Origin of the sequence: Pseudomonas thermotolerans DSM 14292 (assembly GCF_000364625.1) — a bacterium.
Taxonomy (GTDB): Bacteria; Pseudomonadota; Gammaproteobacteria; order Pseudomonadales; family Pseudomonadaceae; genus Aquipseudomonas; species Aquipseudomonas thermotolerans.
Genome location: NZ_KB822633.1, coordinates 1 through 13,295 on the forward strand (window position 1 = coordinate 1; position 13,295 = coordinate 13,295).

General features: G+C 66.7%; 10 protein-coding genes and 1 pseudogene. 8 read left to right on the plus strand and 3 right to left on the minus strand.

Annotated features, from left to right (window positions below; translation table 11 throughout):
- Positions 1 to 1,334, minus strand: a 1,334-nt coding sequence (locus tag H165_RS0117185) for an L-serine ammonia-lyase (RefSeq protein ID WP_017940177.1), incomplete at its 3' end; no start/stop codon positions are given.
- A 566-nt stretch (positions 1,335 to 1,900) separates the two neighbouring features.
- On the opposite strand from H165_RS0117185, the gene H165_RS0117190 reads away from it, so the two are divergent.
- From H165_RS0117190 to betI, 5 genes are all read left to right on the plus strand, one after another.
- Positions 1,901 to 3,097 carry a quaternary amine ABC transporter ATP-binding protein gene (locus H165_RS0117190; protein ID WP_017940178.1) on the plus strand — a complete coding sequence of 399 codons (1,197 nt, stop codon included), beginning with the start codon at positions 1,901 to 1,903 and terminating at the stop codon, positions 3,095 to 3,097.
- A gap of 1 nt (position 3,098) precedes the next feature.
- Positions 3,099 to 3,977 carry an ABC transporter permease gene (locus tag H165_RS0117195; RefSeq protein ID WP_017940179.1) on the plus strand — a complete coding sequence of 293 codons (879 nt, stop codon included), beginning with the start codon at positions 3,099 to 3,101 and terminating at the stop codon, positions 3,975 to 3,977.
- A 36-nt stretch (positions 3,978 to 4,013) separates the two neighbouring features.
- Positions 4,014 to 4,955: a choline ABC transporter substrate-binding protein gene (locus tag H165_RS0117200; protein ID WP_017940180.1), complete on the plus strand. Its 942-nt coding sequence runs from the start codon at positions 4,014 to 4,016 to the stop codon at positions 4,953 to 4,955.
- Between the two features lie 126 nt (positions 4,956 to 5,081).
- Positions 5,082 to 5,939 carry a glycine betaine ABC transporter substrate-binding protein gene (locus tag H165_RS0117205; RefSeq protein ID WP_017940181.1) on the plus strand — a complete coding sequence of 286 codons (858 nt, stop codon included), beginning with the start codon at positions 5,082 to 5,084 and terminating at the stop codon, positions 5,937 to 5,939.
- Between the two features lie 197 nt (positions 5,940 to 6,136).
- Positions 6,137 to 6,736 carry a transcriptional regulator BetI gene (gene betI / locus H165_RS0117210; protein WP_017940182.1) on the plus strand — a complete coding sequence of 200 codons (600 nt, stop codon included), beginning with the start codon at positions 6,137 to 6,139 and terminating at the stop codon, positions 6,734 to 6,736.
- Positions 6,737 to 6,767: 31 nt separating this feature from the next.
- Here the strand turns inward: betI and H165_RS0117215 are convergent, their stop codons facing one another.
- The gene (locus tag H165_RS0117215; protein ID WP_051059515.1) at positions 6,768 to 8,366 is read right to left on the minus strand and encodes a BCCT family transporter; all 1,599 of its coding nucleotides are present in this window, start codon (positions 8,364 to 8,366) and stop codon (positions 6,768 to 6,770) included.
- A gap of 324 nt (positions 8,367 to 8,690) precedes the next feature.
- On the opposite strand from H165_RS0117215, the gene betB reads away from it, so the two are divergent.
- Both betB and betA read left to right on the plus strand, forming a co-directional pair.
- Complete coding sequence (betB, locus tag H165_RS0117220; protein ID WP_017940184.1) at positions 8,691 to 10,163, plus strand: betaine-aldehyde dehydrogenase; 1,473 nt, start codon at positions 8,691 to 8,693, stop codon at positions 10,161 to 10,163.
- A 61-nt stretch (positions 10,164 to 10,224) separates the two neighbouring features.
- Positions 10,225 to 11,934 (plus strand): choline dehydrogenase, encoded by a 1,710-nt coding sequence (gene betA, locus H165_RS0117225; RefSeq protein WP_017940185.1) that lies wholly within the window; start codon positions 10,225 to 10,227, stop codon positions 11,932 to 11,934.
- A gap of 51 nt (positions 11,935 to 11,985) precedes the next feature.
- Here betA and H165_RS0117230 read toward each other — a convergent pair whose 3' ends face one another.
- A complete protein-coding gene (locus H165_RS0117230; protein ID WP_017940186.1) occupies positions 11,986 to 12,738 on the minus strand; it encodes a sulfite exporter TauE/SafE family protein in 753 nt (250 codons plus the stop codon).
- Between the two features lie 102 nt (positions 12,739 to 12,840).
- Between H165_RS0117230 and H165_RS0117235 the strand changes: the two are divergent.
- Positions 12,841 to 13,041: pseudogene (locus H165_RS0117235) on the plus strand (helix-turn-helix domain-containing protein); the annotation flags it as partial.
- Between the last annotated feature and the right edge of the window lie 254 nt (positions 13,042 to 13,295).

Here is a 13,295-nt window from a genome sequence, read left to right on the forward strand (position 1 = left end):
TCCTTGTACTTGTCGTGCATGTCTGCACCGGTATCGCGCATGGTGCGGATCACCTGGTCCAGGGAGATGAAGTGCTCGCCGTCGCCGCGCAGGGCCATCTGCGCGGCATTGATGGCCTTCACCGCGGCTATGGCGTTGCGCTCGATGCAGGGCACCTGAACCAGCCCACCCACCGGGTCGCAGGTCAGGCCCAGGTTGTGCTCCAGGCCGATCTCCGCGGCATTCTCCACCTGCTGCGGGGTACCGCCGAGCACTTCGGCCAGGCCCGCCGCGGCCATGGCGCAGGCCGAACCCACCTCCCCCTGGCAGCCCACCTCGGCACCGGAGATGGAGGCGTTCTTCTTGCAGAGGATGCCCACCGCCGCCGCCCCCAGGAAGAAACGCACCACGTCGTCGTCGCACGCATCCGGGTTGAAGCGCATGTAGTAGTGCAGCACCGCCGGGATGATCCCCGCCGCGCCGTTAGTGGGCGCGGTGACCATGCGCCCGCCGGCGGCGTTCTCCTCGTTGACCGCCAGGGCGTAGAGATTGACCCACTCCATGGCGTTCATGGTCGTGCCGATCACGTTGGGCCGTTCCAGCTCCTGCAAGCTGCGGTACAGCCGGGCGGCGCGGCGCCGCACGTTGAGCCCGCCGGGCAGGATGCCCTCGGCGTTGAGGCCGTTGTTCACGCATTCCTGCATCACCGCCCAGAGACGCAGCAGTCCCTCGCGGATCTGCGCCTCGCTGCGCCAGGTCTTCTCGTTCTCCAGCATCAGCTCGGAGACCCTCAGGCCGTGGCGACGGCACAGCTCGAGCAGCTCGCGGCCGGTGGAAAAGTCGTATGGCAGCGTGCTGTGGTCCTGGTCGAGCAGGCCGCTTTCCGCCTGCCGAGCATCCACCACGAAGCCGCCGCCCACTGAGTAGTAGGTGTCGGCATGCAGCTCGCCCACCGCGTCGTAGGCGACCAGGGTCATGGCGTTAGGGTGGTACGGCAGGTTCTCGTCTAGCAGGCGCATGTCCCGTGCCCATTCGAAGGGCACCGGCAGACGGCCGGCCAGGAGCAGTTCGTTGCGTGCGCGCAGGTTGGCGATACGCGGCTCGATCACCCTGGGGTCGATGCGTTCCGGCCACTCGCCCATCAGCCCCATGATCACCGCGCGGTCGGTGCCGTGACCGACGCCGGTCGCCGACAGCGAACCGTACAGACGCACCTCGATGCGCCGCACGCGGTCCAGCAGCCCCCGCTCGTCCAGCGCCTGCACGAACAGCGCGGCGGCGCGCATGGGGCCGACGGTGTGCGAGCTGGACGGACCGATACCGATCTTGAACAGGTCGAATACGCTGATGGCCACGGGGCTTTCCTCCAGGTCGGGTGGTTGTACTGCGGATTTTCCATCATGGGCATTTCCCAACTGCCCGGACGCTCCACACCGACTTGCACATGTCCAAATGCGTCGCCTTGGCATCGCCCTTGCTTCCTTCTCTCCTCCCCGTAGCTGGCACCCTAGACGGCAACGGCCCCAATCACGCCAAAAAACGGCATGTCGTCACCCAGCACATGAAGGTCGCAAACCGACAATTGCCCAGAACCCAAGGCTTTATCGTTGAGTCACCCGATTCGTCGCTGCCGGCTCCGTGGGCCGGCAGACCGCGGCTCTCAGCCGCGGACCGAAGAGCAACAAGTGGCCGCCTTCCCCTCTCGACCCGAAGGCAGGCCTAGAAGAAATTTCGGAAGTACGGGCCTCCAGGAATGGAGGTCGCATTCTCAAGGAAGGGCTTCGTAACACTGCCAGAGGGCACCCGCCCTCGACATTGTTATTCACACAGGCAGTCGGCCTCACTGCGCCGCTCGCGCCGCCGTGCGCGTTCCGGCCTCCGGAAACGACTGTCTGGCTGTCTACTGAAGGGGACATATCCCATGCAGGCTGGAAAGATCGTGGTGCAGAACCTCTACAAGGTGTTCGGCCCACAACCACAAGAAGCGATCCAATTACTCAAGCAGGGCTGGAGCAAGGAAAAGATACTCGCCGAGCGTGGCGCCGTGATCGGCGTCAGCGACGTATCCTTCAGCGTCAACGAAGGCGAGATCTTCGTCCTCATGGGCCTGTCCGGGTCCGGCAAGTCCACCCTGATCCGCCTCATCAACCGGCTGATCGAGCCCAGCGCCGGCGACGTCTACATCGACGGGCAGAACGTCGCCCGCCTCTCCAGGCAGAAGCTCATCGAACTGCGCCGGCGCGACATGAGCATGGTCTTCCAGTCGTTCGCCTTGATGCCCTCACGCACCGTGCTGGAGAACGCCGCCTTTGGCCTGGAGATCGCCGGTGACGGCCGCAAGCAGCGCGAACGCCGCGCCATGGAAGTCCTCGAGCAGGTCGGCCTAGCCAGCTTCGCCGACAAGTACCCTCACGAACTCTCCGGCGGCATGCAGCAGCGCGTCGGCCTGGCCCGCGCCCTGGCCGTCGACCCCTCGCTGATGATCATGGACGAGGCCTTCTCGGCCCTCGACCCGCTCAAGCGCCGGGAAATGCAGGACATCCTCCTCGACCTGCAGAAGAAGCACCGCCGTACCATCATCTTCGTCTCCCACGATATCGAGGAAGCCATGCGCATCGGCTCGCGCATCGCCATCATGGAAGGCGGCCGGCTGATCCAGGTGGGCACGCCCAAGGAGCTGATCGAGAACCCCGCCAACGACTACGTGCGCAACTTCTTCAACACCGTCGACACCAGCCGCTACCTCACCGCCGGCCAGCTCAAGGCCGACAGCGTTCCGCTGTTCGTGCACAACGGCAAGGCGCCAGACGCCCAGACGGTGTGCAAGCAGCTGCTGTCCATGGACAAGCACTACGCCTTCATCGTCGACGAGAAGCACAGCTTCCGCGGCTCCATCAGCCTGGAAAAGATCGCCCTGCTGGTGGAAGGCGGCCGCAACCTGCCCCTCGAACAGGACCTGCTCAAGCCCGTCGAGCCGGTTCCCGAGGACCTGCCGCTGGACAGCGTGATCCAGCGCCTGGTGGTCAACGAAGGCCCGATTCCGGTGGTCGACCGGGAGGGCCGCTATTCCGGCGCGATCAGCAAGGGCCGTCTGCTAAGCCACCTGCGGGGAGAATGACATGAGCGAGAAACTGGATTTGGGTAGCTGGGTCAACGACTTCGTCCAGCACCTGCAGGAAAACTACAGTGGCGCCTTCGAGCAGATCGGCAGCCTGGTCAGCGGCTTCTCCGAACTGGTCGAGCAGCTGCTGATGTGGCCACCGGCCTGGGTACTGATCGCCATCTTCGTCGGCCTCGGCCTGTGGCGTATCGGCATCGGCTTCGCCGCTTTCACCGCGGCGGCCCTGGCGCTGATCGTCCACACCGGCTTCTGGGAGCAGACGGTGGCTACCCTCGGCCTGACCTTTTCCTCCACCTTCATCAGCCTGCTACTCGGCGTGCCGCTGGGCATCTGGGCGGCCAAGAGCGAGCGCGTGGCCACCGTCATCCGCCCGATCCTCGACTTCATGCAGACCATGCCGGCGTTCGTCTACCTGATCCCGGCGGCCATGCTGTTCGGCCTCGGCCGCGTGCCGGGAATCATCGCCACGGTGATCTTCGCCATGCCCCCGGCGGTGCGCCTGACCAGCCTGGGCATCCGCCAGGTCAACAAGGAGATCGTCGAGGCCGGCCAGTCCTTCGGCTGCAACGCCTGGCAGTTGCTGTTCAAGGTGCAGCTGCCGAACGCCCTGCCGTCGATCATGGCCGGGGTCAACCAGACCATCATGATGGCCCTGTCCATGGTGATCATCGCCTCCATGGTCGGCGCCGGCGGCCTCGGCAACGACGTGCTGGCCAGCATCCAGCGCCTGGACATCGGCCTCGGCTTCGAGAGCGGCATGGCCGTGGTGCTTCTGGCGATCATCCTCGACCGTATCACCGAAAGCTTCGGCACTCCGCGCACCGCGAGCCGTCGCCGCTTCGCCTGGCTGAGCATGCTGCGTTTGCAACGCCAGTAAGCCCCCTTTGCCCGTAACAACATCAGGGAGTTGCAGATGAAGAAGTCGCAAATCGCAGTCGCCGGCCTGCTGGCCTGGACCCTGTCCGCCACCACCTGGGCCCAGGAGCCGGAGAGCTGCAAGCAGGTGCGCTTCGCCGAGATCGGCTGGGCGGACATCTCCGCCACCACCGGGGTAGGCATGACGCTCGTCGAAGGCCTTGGCTACAGTCCGCGGAAGATCATGGCCTCGGTGCCTATCGCCTTCACCGGCGTGAAGACCGGGCAGATCGACGTGTTCCTCGGCTATTGGGCGCCCTCCATGGACGCGGTCATCGAACCCTTCCTCAAGGAAGATGCCGTCAAGGTGCTGCCCAAGGCCAATCTGGAAGGCGCCAAGTACACCCTGGCGGTGCCCACCTACACCGCCGAGGCCGGCCTGAAGAGCTTCCAGGACATCGCCAGGTTCAAGGACCAGTTGGGCGGAAAGATCTACGGCATCGAGCCGGGCAACGACGGCAACCTGCTGATCGACGGCATGATCAAGAGCAACCAGTTCGGCCTGGGCGAGTTCCGCATGGTGGAGTCCAGCGAGGCCGGGATGATCGTCCAGGTCCAGCGCGCGGTGAAGAAGAAGGAGCCGGTGGTGTTCCTCGCCTGGGCCCCGCACCCGATGAACACCCAGTTCGACATCACCTACCTGGCTGGCGGCGACGACGTCTTCGGCCCCGACTACGGCGCCGCCAAGGTCTATACCGTGGTCAAGCCCGACTACGAAAGCCGCTGCCCGAACGTCGGCAAGCTGCTCAACAACCTGCAGTTCGACGTCGAGATGGAAAGCCAGCTGATGGAGAAGGTGCTGGAGAAGGAAAACCCCACCACCGTCGCCCGCAACTGGATCAAGGCCAATCCCGCCGTGCTCGACCGCTGGCTGGCCGGGGTGACCACCTACGACGGCCAGGATGGCGTGGCCGCAGTCAAGAAGTACCTGGGCCTGTAACCCCTTCCCGACACCGGCAACCCGCGACGGCCACGGCCGCCGCAGTTCCGGCCGTGCACCCCCGCGCCAGACGGGGAAACGGAAGATACATCCGCTGCCGATTCCACCTGAGATGGAGCGATACACATGCGCAAGCTGAAATCCCGTTGTCTGCAAACCCTGGGGGCCGCCGCGCTGGCCCTTGGCATGGGCATGGCCGGAGCGGCCGACAAACCGACCCTGAAGATCGGCTACGTCAACGGGTGGGACGACAGCGTCGCCGCCACCTTCGTAGCGGGTGAGATCATCAAGGAGAAGCTCGGCTACCCGGTCGAACTGAAGCCCGTCGAGCCGGCCATCATGTGGCAGGGCGTGGCCCGCGGTGACCTGGACGCCACCCTCTCCGCCTGGATGCCCGCCACCCACGGCGAGTACTACGCCAAGCTGAAGGACAAGGTGACGGTGCTCGGCACCAACTACGCCGGCGCACGCATCGGCCTGGTGGTGCCGGACTATGTGGAAGCCAAAAGCATCGAAGACCTGAACCGGTACGCCGACCAGTTCGAGGGCAAGATCACCGGCATCGACGCCGGCGCCGGGGTCATGCGCCGCACCGAGGACGCCGTCCGCGAGTACAACCTGCAGCTCAAGCTGATGCCCAGCTCAGGCCCGGCCATGGCCACCGCCCTGGCCCGCGCCGAGAAGGCCCAGAAGCCCATCGTGGTGACCAGCTGGATCCCGCACTGGATGTTCGCCAAGTGGAAACTGCGCTTCCTGGAAGATCCCAAGGGCGTCTACGGCGAATCCGAGCGCATCGACACCGTGGCCAACCCGGGCCTGTCCTCCAAGGCACCGGAAGCGGAAGCCTTTCTCAAGCGCTTCTCCTGGGGCGCCGAGGACGTCGGCAGCGTGATGCTCGCCATCCGCGAAGGCGCCAAGCCGGAGCAGGCCGCCAAGGACTGGATCGCGGCTCACCCCGAACAGGTGGCCGGCTGGCTGCAGTAATCCCTTCCCCGCACATCCGCCTGACCACCCGGACTCCGCCCTCCGCTCTGGCGCGGCGGAGTCCGGGTTCCCCTTTCCGGCTCCCGGTTTTCACGTCATCCAGGTCGGCCGCCCGGACATCGCCCCAGACCTTGATTGATCGACCGGTCAAAAGCCGCCTAGACTTCGCCCCACCCCCAGCCCACATGGAGAGTCCGATGCCCAAGGTCGGCATGCAACCCATTCGCCGCTCGCAACTGATCAACGCCACCCTCCAGGCCGTCGACCAGGTCGGCATGGGCGATGCCAGCATCGCCTACATCGCCAAGCTGGCGGGCGTCTCCAACGGCATCATCAGTCACTACTTCAAGGACAAGAACGGCCTGCTGGAGGCCACCATGCGCCACCTGATGATGGCGCTGGCCAATGCGGTGCGCGCCCGCCGCGCGGCACTCGCCGACGACAGCCCGCGCGCCCATCTGCGGGCGATCATCGAGGGCAACTTCGACGACAGCCAGGTCAACGGCCCGGCCATGAAGACCTGGCTGGCGTTCTGGGCCAGCAGCATGCACCACCCGGTGCTGCGCCGCCTGCAGCGGGTCAACGACCGCCGCCTGTACTCCAACCTGTGCTGCGAATTCCGCCGCGTGCTGGCGCCGGCCGAAGCCCGTTCCGCGGCCCTCGGCCTGGCCGCGCTGATCGACGGCCTGTGGCTGCGCAGCGCGCTGTCCGGGGAGTCCTTCCAGACCGAGCAGGCTCTCCAGGTGGCCTACGAATACCTGGACCTGCAGCTGGCCAAGGCCCAGCCCGAGGACTGAAGCGCCCCGTCCTCGACGGGGCGCCACGCCCCTATCCCACGCCGCCCGGCCTGGCCGGCAGCGGCCCCGCCGCCAGAGCCTGCGGCGCGCCCAGATCGGCGCGCATCGTCTTCAGCAGGGCGAACATGTAGAGCACCAGCACCACCGAGAACGGCAGGCCGGCCAGAACCACCACCGTCTGCATGGCGGTGAAGCTGCCGGCGAACAGCAGGCCAATGGTCACCACGGTGACCACCAGCGACCAGAAGATGCGCAGCCAGTGCGGCGCGTCCTGGTCCAGATCGCCATCGCGGCGCGACAGGTTGGCGAGCATCACCGAGCCGGAGTCCGCCGGGGTGAGGAACAGCACGAAGCCAACGCAGATCGCCAGACCGATCACCGCTCGGGACCAGGGGTAATGCTCCAGCAGCAGGTAGACGGCCATCGCCGGCTGCTCCAGGGCCGCCGTGCCGAGCGCCTGGGCGTCGTGGTTCATCACCAGGTCCAGGGCGCTGTTGCCGAACACCGACAGCCAGGCCAGGGTGAAGCCCAGAGGGATCAGCAGCACGCCGGCGACCAGCTCGCGCACCGTGCGTCCACGAGAAATGCGGGCGATGAACATGCCGACGAAGGGCGCCCAGGAGATCCACCAAGCCCAGTAGAACAGGGTCCACAGCCCCATCCACGCTTCGCTCTTGCCGGACTGGCCGGTATAGACATAGAGGTCGAAGGTCTTCAGCACCAGGCCGTTGAGGTAGTCGCCGAGGTTCTGCACCAGGCCGTTGAGCAGATGGAGGGTCGGGCCGGCGAACAGCACGAATACCAGTAAGCCGCTGAACAGCAGGATGTTCAGGTTGGACAGCCGGCGAATGCCCTTCTCCACCCCCGACACCGCCGCCAGGGTCGCCACCAGACTCATCACCAGGATCACCGCGAGCAGCGCGCCCTGACTGTGCGGCAGGCCGAACAGGTGCTCCAGGCCGGAGGCCACCTGCAGCGAGCCGATGCCGAGATTGGTCACCAGCCCCAGCAGGGTCACGAAGATCCCGAAGCAATCCACCGCATTGCCCACCGCGCCGCGGCTCAGGCGCTCGCCGAACAGCGGGTAGAGCGCCGAGCGCAGGGCCAGCGGCTGACGGTGCCGGTAAGCGAAGTAGCCCACCGCCAGGCCGACCAGCGCATAGATCGCCCAACCGTGCACGCCCCAGTGCAGGAAGGTCAGCTGCAGCGCCTGGCGCGCCGCCTGCTGGCTACCAGCCACCCCCTCCGGCGGATTGAACAGGTGGTCGATGGGTTCCGAGGCGGCGAAGTACAGCAGCGAGATGCCGATCCCCGAGGAGAACAGCATTCCCGCCCAGGCCCCATAGCTGAATTCCGGGCACTCGTGGTCGCTGCCCAGGCGCAGATGGCCGAAGCGCGAGCAGGCCACGTAGAGCACGAAGATCAGGTAGGCGGCGATGACCAGCATGTAGTACCAGCCGAAGCTACGCGACAGCCAGCTCTGGGCCTGGCCCAGCCAGCGGCCGGCGCTGTCCGGAAAGGCGATGAGCACGCCGGTGAGGAGCAGGATCAGGGCGGTGGATCCGTAGAAAACGACCGGATTCAGACGCGCCCTCTCATTTGTTGTTGTTGGCGGAGAGGCAATACGCATTTGGAGTTGGGCTCCGAGGCAGTGAAGAACAGGCGCCGCTTCTGCTGGCGGCTGCCGGGTGACGCCCTCGCCCATCACGGGAGAGGATCGGTGAGAGGGAAATCCCCTCGCCCCGCCGTCGGGAAGACGGCCACCCGACGACTTTACCCGGGTGCGGCGAAGCGCCGCATCCGGATAGCGACAGGCAGCTTAGTCTTTATTGATTGAACGTTCAATAAAATTAAAGTAGGCTGGATTCCAACCCCGGCCGGAGGGGCCGCGACTCGCGCCAGGCCCCGTTCGACCAGCCTTGCGCGGCCAATACGAACAAGACGAGGAATCCCCATGCCCCGATTCGAAGAACAGAAGCTCTACATTGGTGGCCGTTACGTGGACGCCAGCGGAGGCGCCACCTTCGAGACCGTCAACCCGGCCAACGGCGAGGTGCTCGCCAAGGTCCAGCGTGCCACTAAGGAAGACGTGGACCGCGCGGTGGCCAGCGCCATCGAGGGGCAGAAGATCTGGGCGGCGATGACCGCCATGCAGCGCTCGCGCATCCTGCGCCGCGCCGTGGACATCCTCCGCGAACGCAACGACGAGCTGGCCGAGCTGGAAACCCTGGACACCGGTAAGCCGCTGTCCGAGACCCGCGCCGTGGACATCGCCACCGGGGCCGACGTGATCGAGTACTACGCCGGCCTGATCCCGGCCATCGAGGGCGAGCAGATCCCCCTGCGCGAGAGCAGCTTCATCTACACCCGCCGCGAGCCGCTGGGCGTGGTGGCTGGCATCGGCGCCTGGAACTACCCGGTGCAGATCGCCATGTGGAAGTCCGCCCCGGCCCTGGCCGCCGGCAACGCGATGATCTTCAAGCCCAGCGAGGTCACCCCGCTGACCGCTCTCAAGCTGGCCGAGATCTACACCGAGGCCGGCCTGCCCGACGGCGTGTTCAACGTGCTCACCGGCAGCGGCCGGGAAGTCGGCCAGTGGCTGACCGAACACCCACAGATCGAGAAGATCTCCTTCACCGGCGGCACCGCCACCGGCAAGAAGGTGATGGCCAGCGCCTCCAGTTCCTCGCTGAAGGAAGTGACCATGGAGCTGGGCGGCAAGTCGCCCCTGATCATCTGCGAGGACGCCGACCTGGAGCGTGCCGCCGACATCGCGGTGATGGCCAACTTCTTCAGCTCCGGCCAGGTCTGCACCAACGGCACCCGGGTGTTCGTGCCGCGCGCTCTGCAGGGCCGCTTCGAAGCCAAGGTGCTGGAGCGGGTCAAGCGCATCCGCCTGGGCGACCCGCTGGCCTCCGACACCAACTTCGGCCCGCTGGTCAGCTTCACGCACATGGAGAGCGTGCTCGGCTACATCGAGCGCGGACGTCAGGAGGGCGCCCGCCTGCTGATCGGCGGCGAGCGGGTCACCGAGGGCGAGTTCGCCAAGGGCGCCTACGTCGCGCCCACGGTGTTCACCGACTGCCGCGACGACATGACCATCGTCCGCGAGGAAATCTTCGGCCCGGTGATGAGCATCCTCATCTACGACGACGAGGAGGAAGTCATCCGCCGCGCCAACGACACCGACTACGGCCTGGCCGCCGGCGTGGTGACCCGCGACCTGGCCCGCGCCCACCGGATGATCCACCGCCTGGAAGCCGGCATCTGCTGGATCAACACCTGGGGCGAGTCGCCCGCGGAAATGCCGGTCGGCGGCTACAAGCAGTCCGGCGTCGGCCGCGAGAACGGTCTCGTCACCCTCGCCCACTACACCCGCATCAAGTCGGTGCAGGTCGAGCTGGGCGACTACGCCAGCGTCTTCTGAACCGAACCGCCCACAGCCAGCGGCAGGCCGGCGCCTGCCGCCCTACCTCAGGTGTCGCTCCATGGAATACGACTACATCATCATCGGTGCCGGCTCCGCCGGTAACGTCCTGGCCACCCGCCTGACCGAAGACGCCGACGTCAGCGTGCTGCTGCTGGAAGCCGGCGGTCCGGACTACCGCCTCGACTTCCGCACCCAGATGCCCGCCGCCCTCGCCTATCCGCTGCAGGGCCGCCGCTACAACTGGGCCTACGAGACCGATCCCGAGCCCTTCATGAACAACCGCCGCATGGAATGCGGGCGCGGCAAGGGCCTGGGTGGCTCCTCGCTGATCAACGGCATGTGCTACATCCGCGGCAACGCTCTGGACTTCGACAACTGGGCCAAGGCACCGGGTCTGGAGGACTGGAGCTACCTGGACTGCCTGCCTTACTTCCGCAAGGCCGAAACCCGCGACATCGGCCCCAACGAATACCACGGCGGCGACGGTCCGGTTTCCGTGACCACCCCTAAGACGGGCAACAACCCGCTGTTCCACGCCATGGTCGAAGCCGGCGTGCAGGCCGGCTACCCGCGCACCGACGACCTCAACGGCTACCAGCAGGAAGGCTTCGGACCGATGGACCGCACCGTGACTCCGCACGGACGGCGCTCCAGCACTGCGCGCGGCTACCTGGACCAGGCCCGCCAGCGGTCGAACCTGACCATCGTCACCCATGCCCTCACCGACCGCATCCTGTTCAGCGGCAAGCGCGCCATCGGCGTCGAATACCTGCACGGCTCCGGCAACCGGCCGGTGACCGTCCACGCCCGCCGCGAGGTGCTGCTCTGCGCCGGAGCCATCGCCTCCCCGCAGATCCTCCAGCGCTCCGGCGTCGGCCCCTCTGACCTGCTGCGCGACCTGGGGATCCCGGTGGTCCACGACCTGCCGGGAGTCGGCGCCAACCTCCAGGACCACCTGGAGATGTACCTGCAGTACGCCTGCAAGCAGCCGGTGTCCCTCTACCCTGCCCTGCAATGGTGGAACCAGCCGCCCATCGGCCTGGAGTGGCTGCTGCGCGGCAAGGGCCTGGGCGCCAGCAACCACTTCGAGGCCGGCGGATTCATCCGCACCCGGCCGGAGTTCGCCTGGCCGAACATCCAGTTCCACTTCCTGCCGGTGGCGATCAACTACAACGGCAGCAACGCGGTGAAGGAGCACGGCTTCCAGGCCCACGTCGGCTCCATGCGCTCGCCGAGCCGCGGCCGCATCCGCCTGAAGTCCCGCGACCCGCGCCAGCACCCGAGCATCCTGTTCAACTACATGTCCACCGAGCAAGACTGGCAGGAATTTCGCGACGCCATCCGCATCACCCGCGAGATCATGGCCCAGCCGGCCCTGGACCCGTTCCGCGGCCGCGAGCTCAGCCCCGGAGCCCACTGCCAGACCGACGCCGAGCTGGACGCCTTCGTGCGCAAGCATGCGGAAACCGCCTTCCACCCCTCCTGCTCGTGCAAGATGGGCAGCGACGACATGGCGGTGGTCGACGGCCAGGGCCGGGTACACGGCATGCAAGGGCTACGGGTGATCGACGCGTCGATCATGCCGGAAATCATCACCGGCAACCTCAACGCCACCACCATCATGATCGCCGAGAAGCTCGCGGACCGGATCCGCGGCCGCCAGCCGCTGCCGCGCAGCAGCGCACCCTACTACGTGGCCAACGGTGCCCCGGTGCGCGGCGAGCCGGTGCGCGCACTGAGTGACAAAAAGCTGCCGCTGCCGGCCTGAGCGGCCAGAGCGCGGGGGGCTCGCCGCCAGGCAGCCCCCCGCGCCGCTCCCTCACTTCAGCCCCAGCAAGCCGGCGCAGAGCAGCAGGAAGGCGCAGAACAGCACGCGCAGCAGACGCTCCGGCAGGGCATGGGCAAGGCGCACGCCCCAGCTGATGCTGAGCAGGCCGCCCAACGCCAGGGGCACGCCCATCCACCAGTTCACGTGGCCGTACAGTGCGTAGGTGAGCAGCGTCACCGCGGTGCCTGGCAGCGCCAGGGACAGCGATAGTCCCTGGGCCACCACCTGACTGGCGCCGAACAGGCTGGTCAGCACCGGCGTGGCCACCACCGCGCCGCCCACCCCGAACAGACCGCCGAGGGCACCGGACACGCCGCCCAGGGGAGCGAACCAGCCCCAGTGATGGCGCAAGCCGCCCGCCCCCGTGGTCGGAGCCAGGCGCAGCCGAGCCAGGTTGTAGGCGGCCAGTACCAGCAGGAAGACGACGAAGGCCCAGCGCATGGTGCTCACGTCCAGCCCCACCGCGTACAGGGAAGCCAGCCAGGCACAGGCGAAGCTGCTCGCCCCGAGCAGCAGCGCGTGGCGCGGGTCGATGCGGTTGCGCTGATGGTAGCGCCACAGCGCCAGCACCACGTTGGGCACCACCATCACCAGGGCGGTGCCCTGGGCCAGCTGCTGATCCAGGCCGAACAGGATGCCCAGCGCGGGAATGGCGATCAGACCGCCACCGATGCCGAACAGTCCACCCAGGGTTCCGAGGATCAGGCCGAGCACCAGGTTGAGGATCAAGTCGAATGGATTCATGGCACCTCCGAAAGGACCCGCGCATGGTAGGTGGCTGCGCCTAGCCCGGAAACGCACAGCCATGCACAATGGCTTTGCTCATCACGCAAAGGCACACACCCCATGAATCCCGATGCCCTGACCGAGCAACTGCAGCTCTTCCTGGACGTACTGGAGACCGACAGCTTCTCCGCCGCGGCCCGCCGCCATCCGCTCACCCCCTCGGCGGTGGCGCGGCGCATCGACGCCCTGGAGCGCGCCCTCGGCAGCCGTCTGTTCAGCCGCACCACCCATGCGGTACGCGCCACCCCGGCCGGGCTGGCCTGCGGATTCCACGGTCATCTGGCCACCCATTCCATGAGCATCTGACCACCGATTCCACGGTGATCCGGCCACCCATTCCACGCGTATCCGACCACTGATTCCACGGCCATCCGGCCACTCAACCGGGCAGGCAGTAACGCAGGATTTCTTCACTACCATCGACCTCTTTTTCGAAGCAGAGAGGTCGTCGTGGAGCGTTTATCCATGCGTAAGATTCGCGAAGTACTTCGTCTCAAGTTCGAGGTCGGGCTATC

Excerpts from the sequence above, each read along its gene's own strand:
- H165_RS0117195 (WP_017940179.1), top strand. The coding sequence starts at position 3,099 with ATGAGCGAGAAACTGGATTTGGGTAGCTGGGTCAACGACTTCGTCCAG.
- H165_RS0117190 (WP_017940178.1), top strand. The coding sequence starts at position 1,901 with ATGCAGGCTGGAAAGATCGTGGTGCAGAACCTCTACAAGGTGTTCGGC.
- betA (WP_017940185.1), top strand. The coding sequence starts at position 10,225 with ATGGAATACGACTACATCATCATCGGTGCCGGCTCCGCCGGTAACGTC.
- H165_RS0117215 (WP_051059515.1), bottom strand. The coding sequence starts at position 8,366 with ATGCGTATTGCCTCTCCGCCAACAACAACAAATGAGAGGGCGCGTCTG.
- betI (WP_017940182.1), top strand. The coding sequence starts at position 6,137 with ATGCCCAAGGTCGGCATGCAACCCATTCGCCGCTCGCAACTGATCAAC.
- H165_RS0117205 (WP_017940181.1), top strand. The coding sequence starts at position 5,082 with ATGCGCAAGCTGAAATCCCGTTGTCTGCAAACCCTGGGGGCCGCCGCG.
- H165_RS0117200 (WP_017940180.1), top strand. The coding sequence starts at position 4,014 with ATGAAGAAGTCGCAAATCGCAGTCGCCGGCCTGCTGGCCTGGACCCTG.
- betB (WP_017940184.1), top strand. The coding sequence starts at position 8,691 with ATGCCCCGATTCGAAGAACAGAAGCTCTACATTGGTGGCCGTTACGTG.
- H165_RS0117230 (WP_017940186.1), bottom strand. The coding sequence starts at position 12,738 with ATGAATCCATTCGACTTGATCCTCAACCTGGTGCTCGGCCTGATCCTC.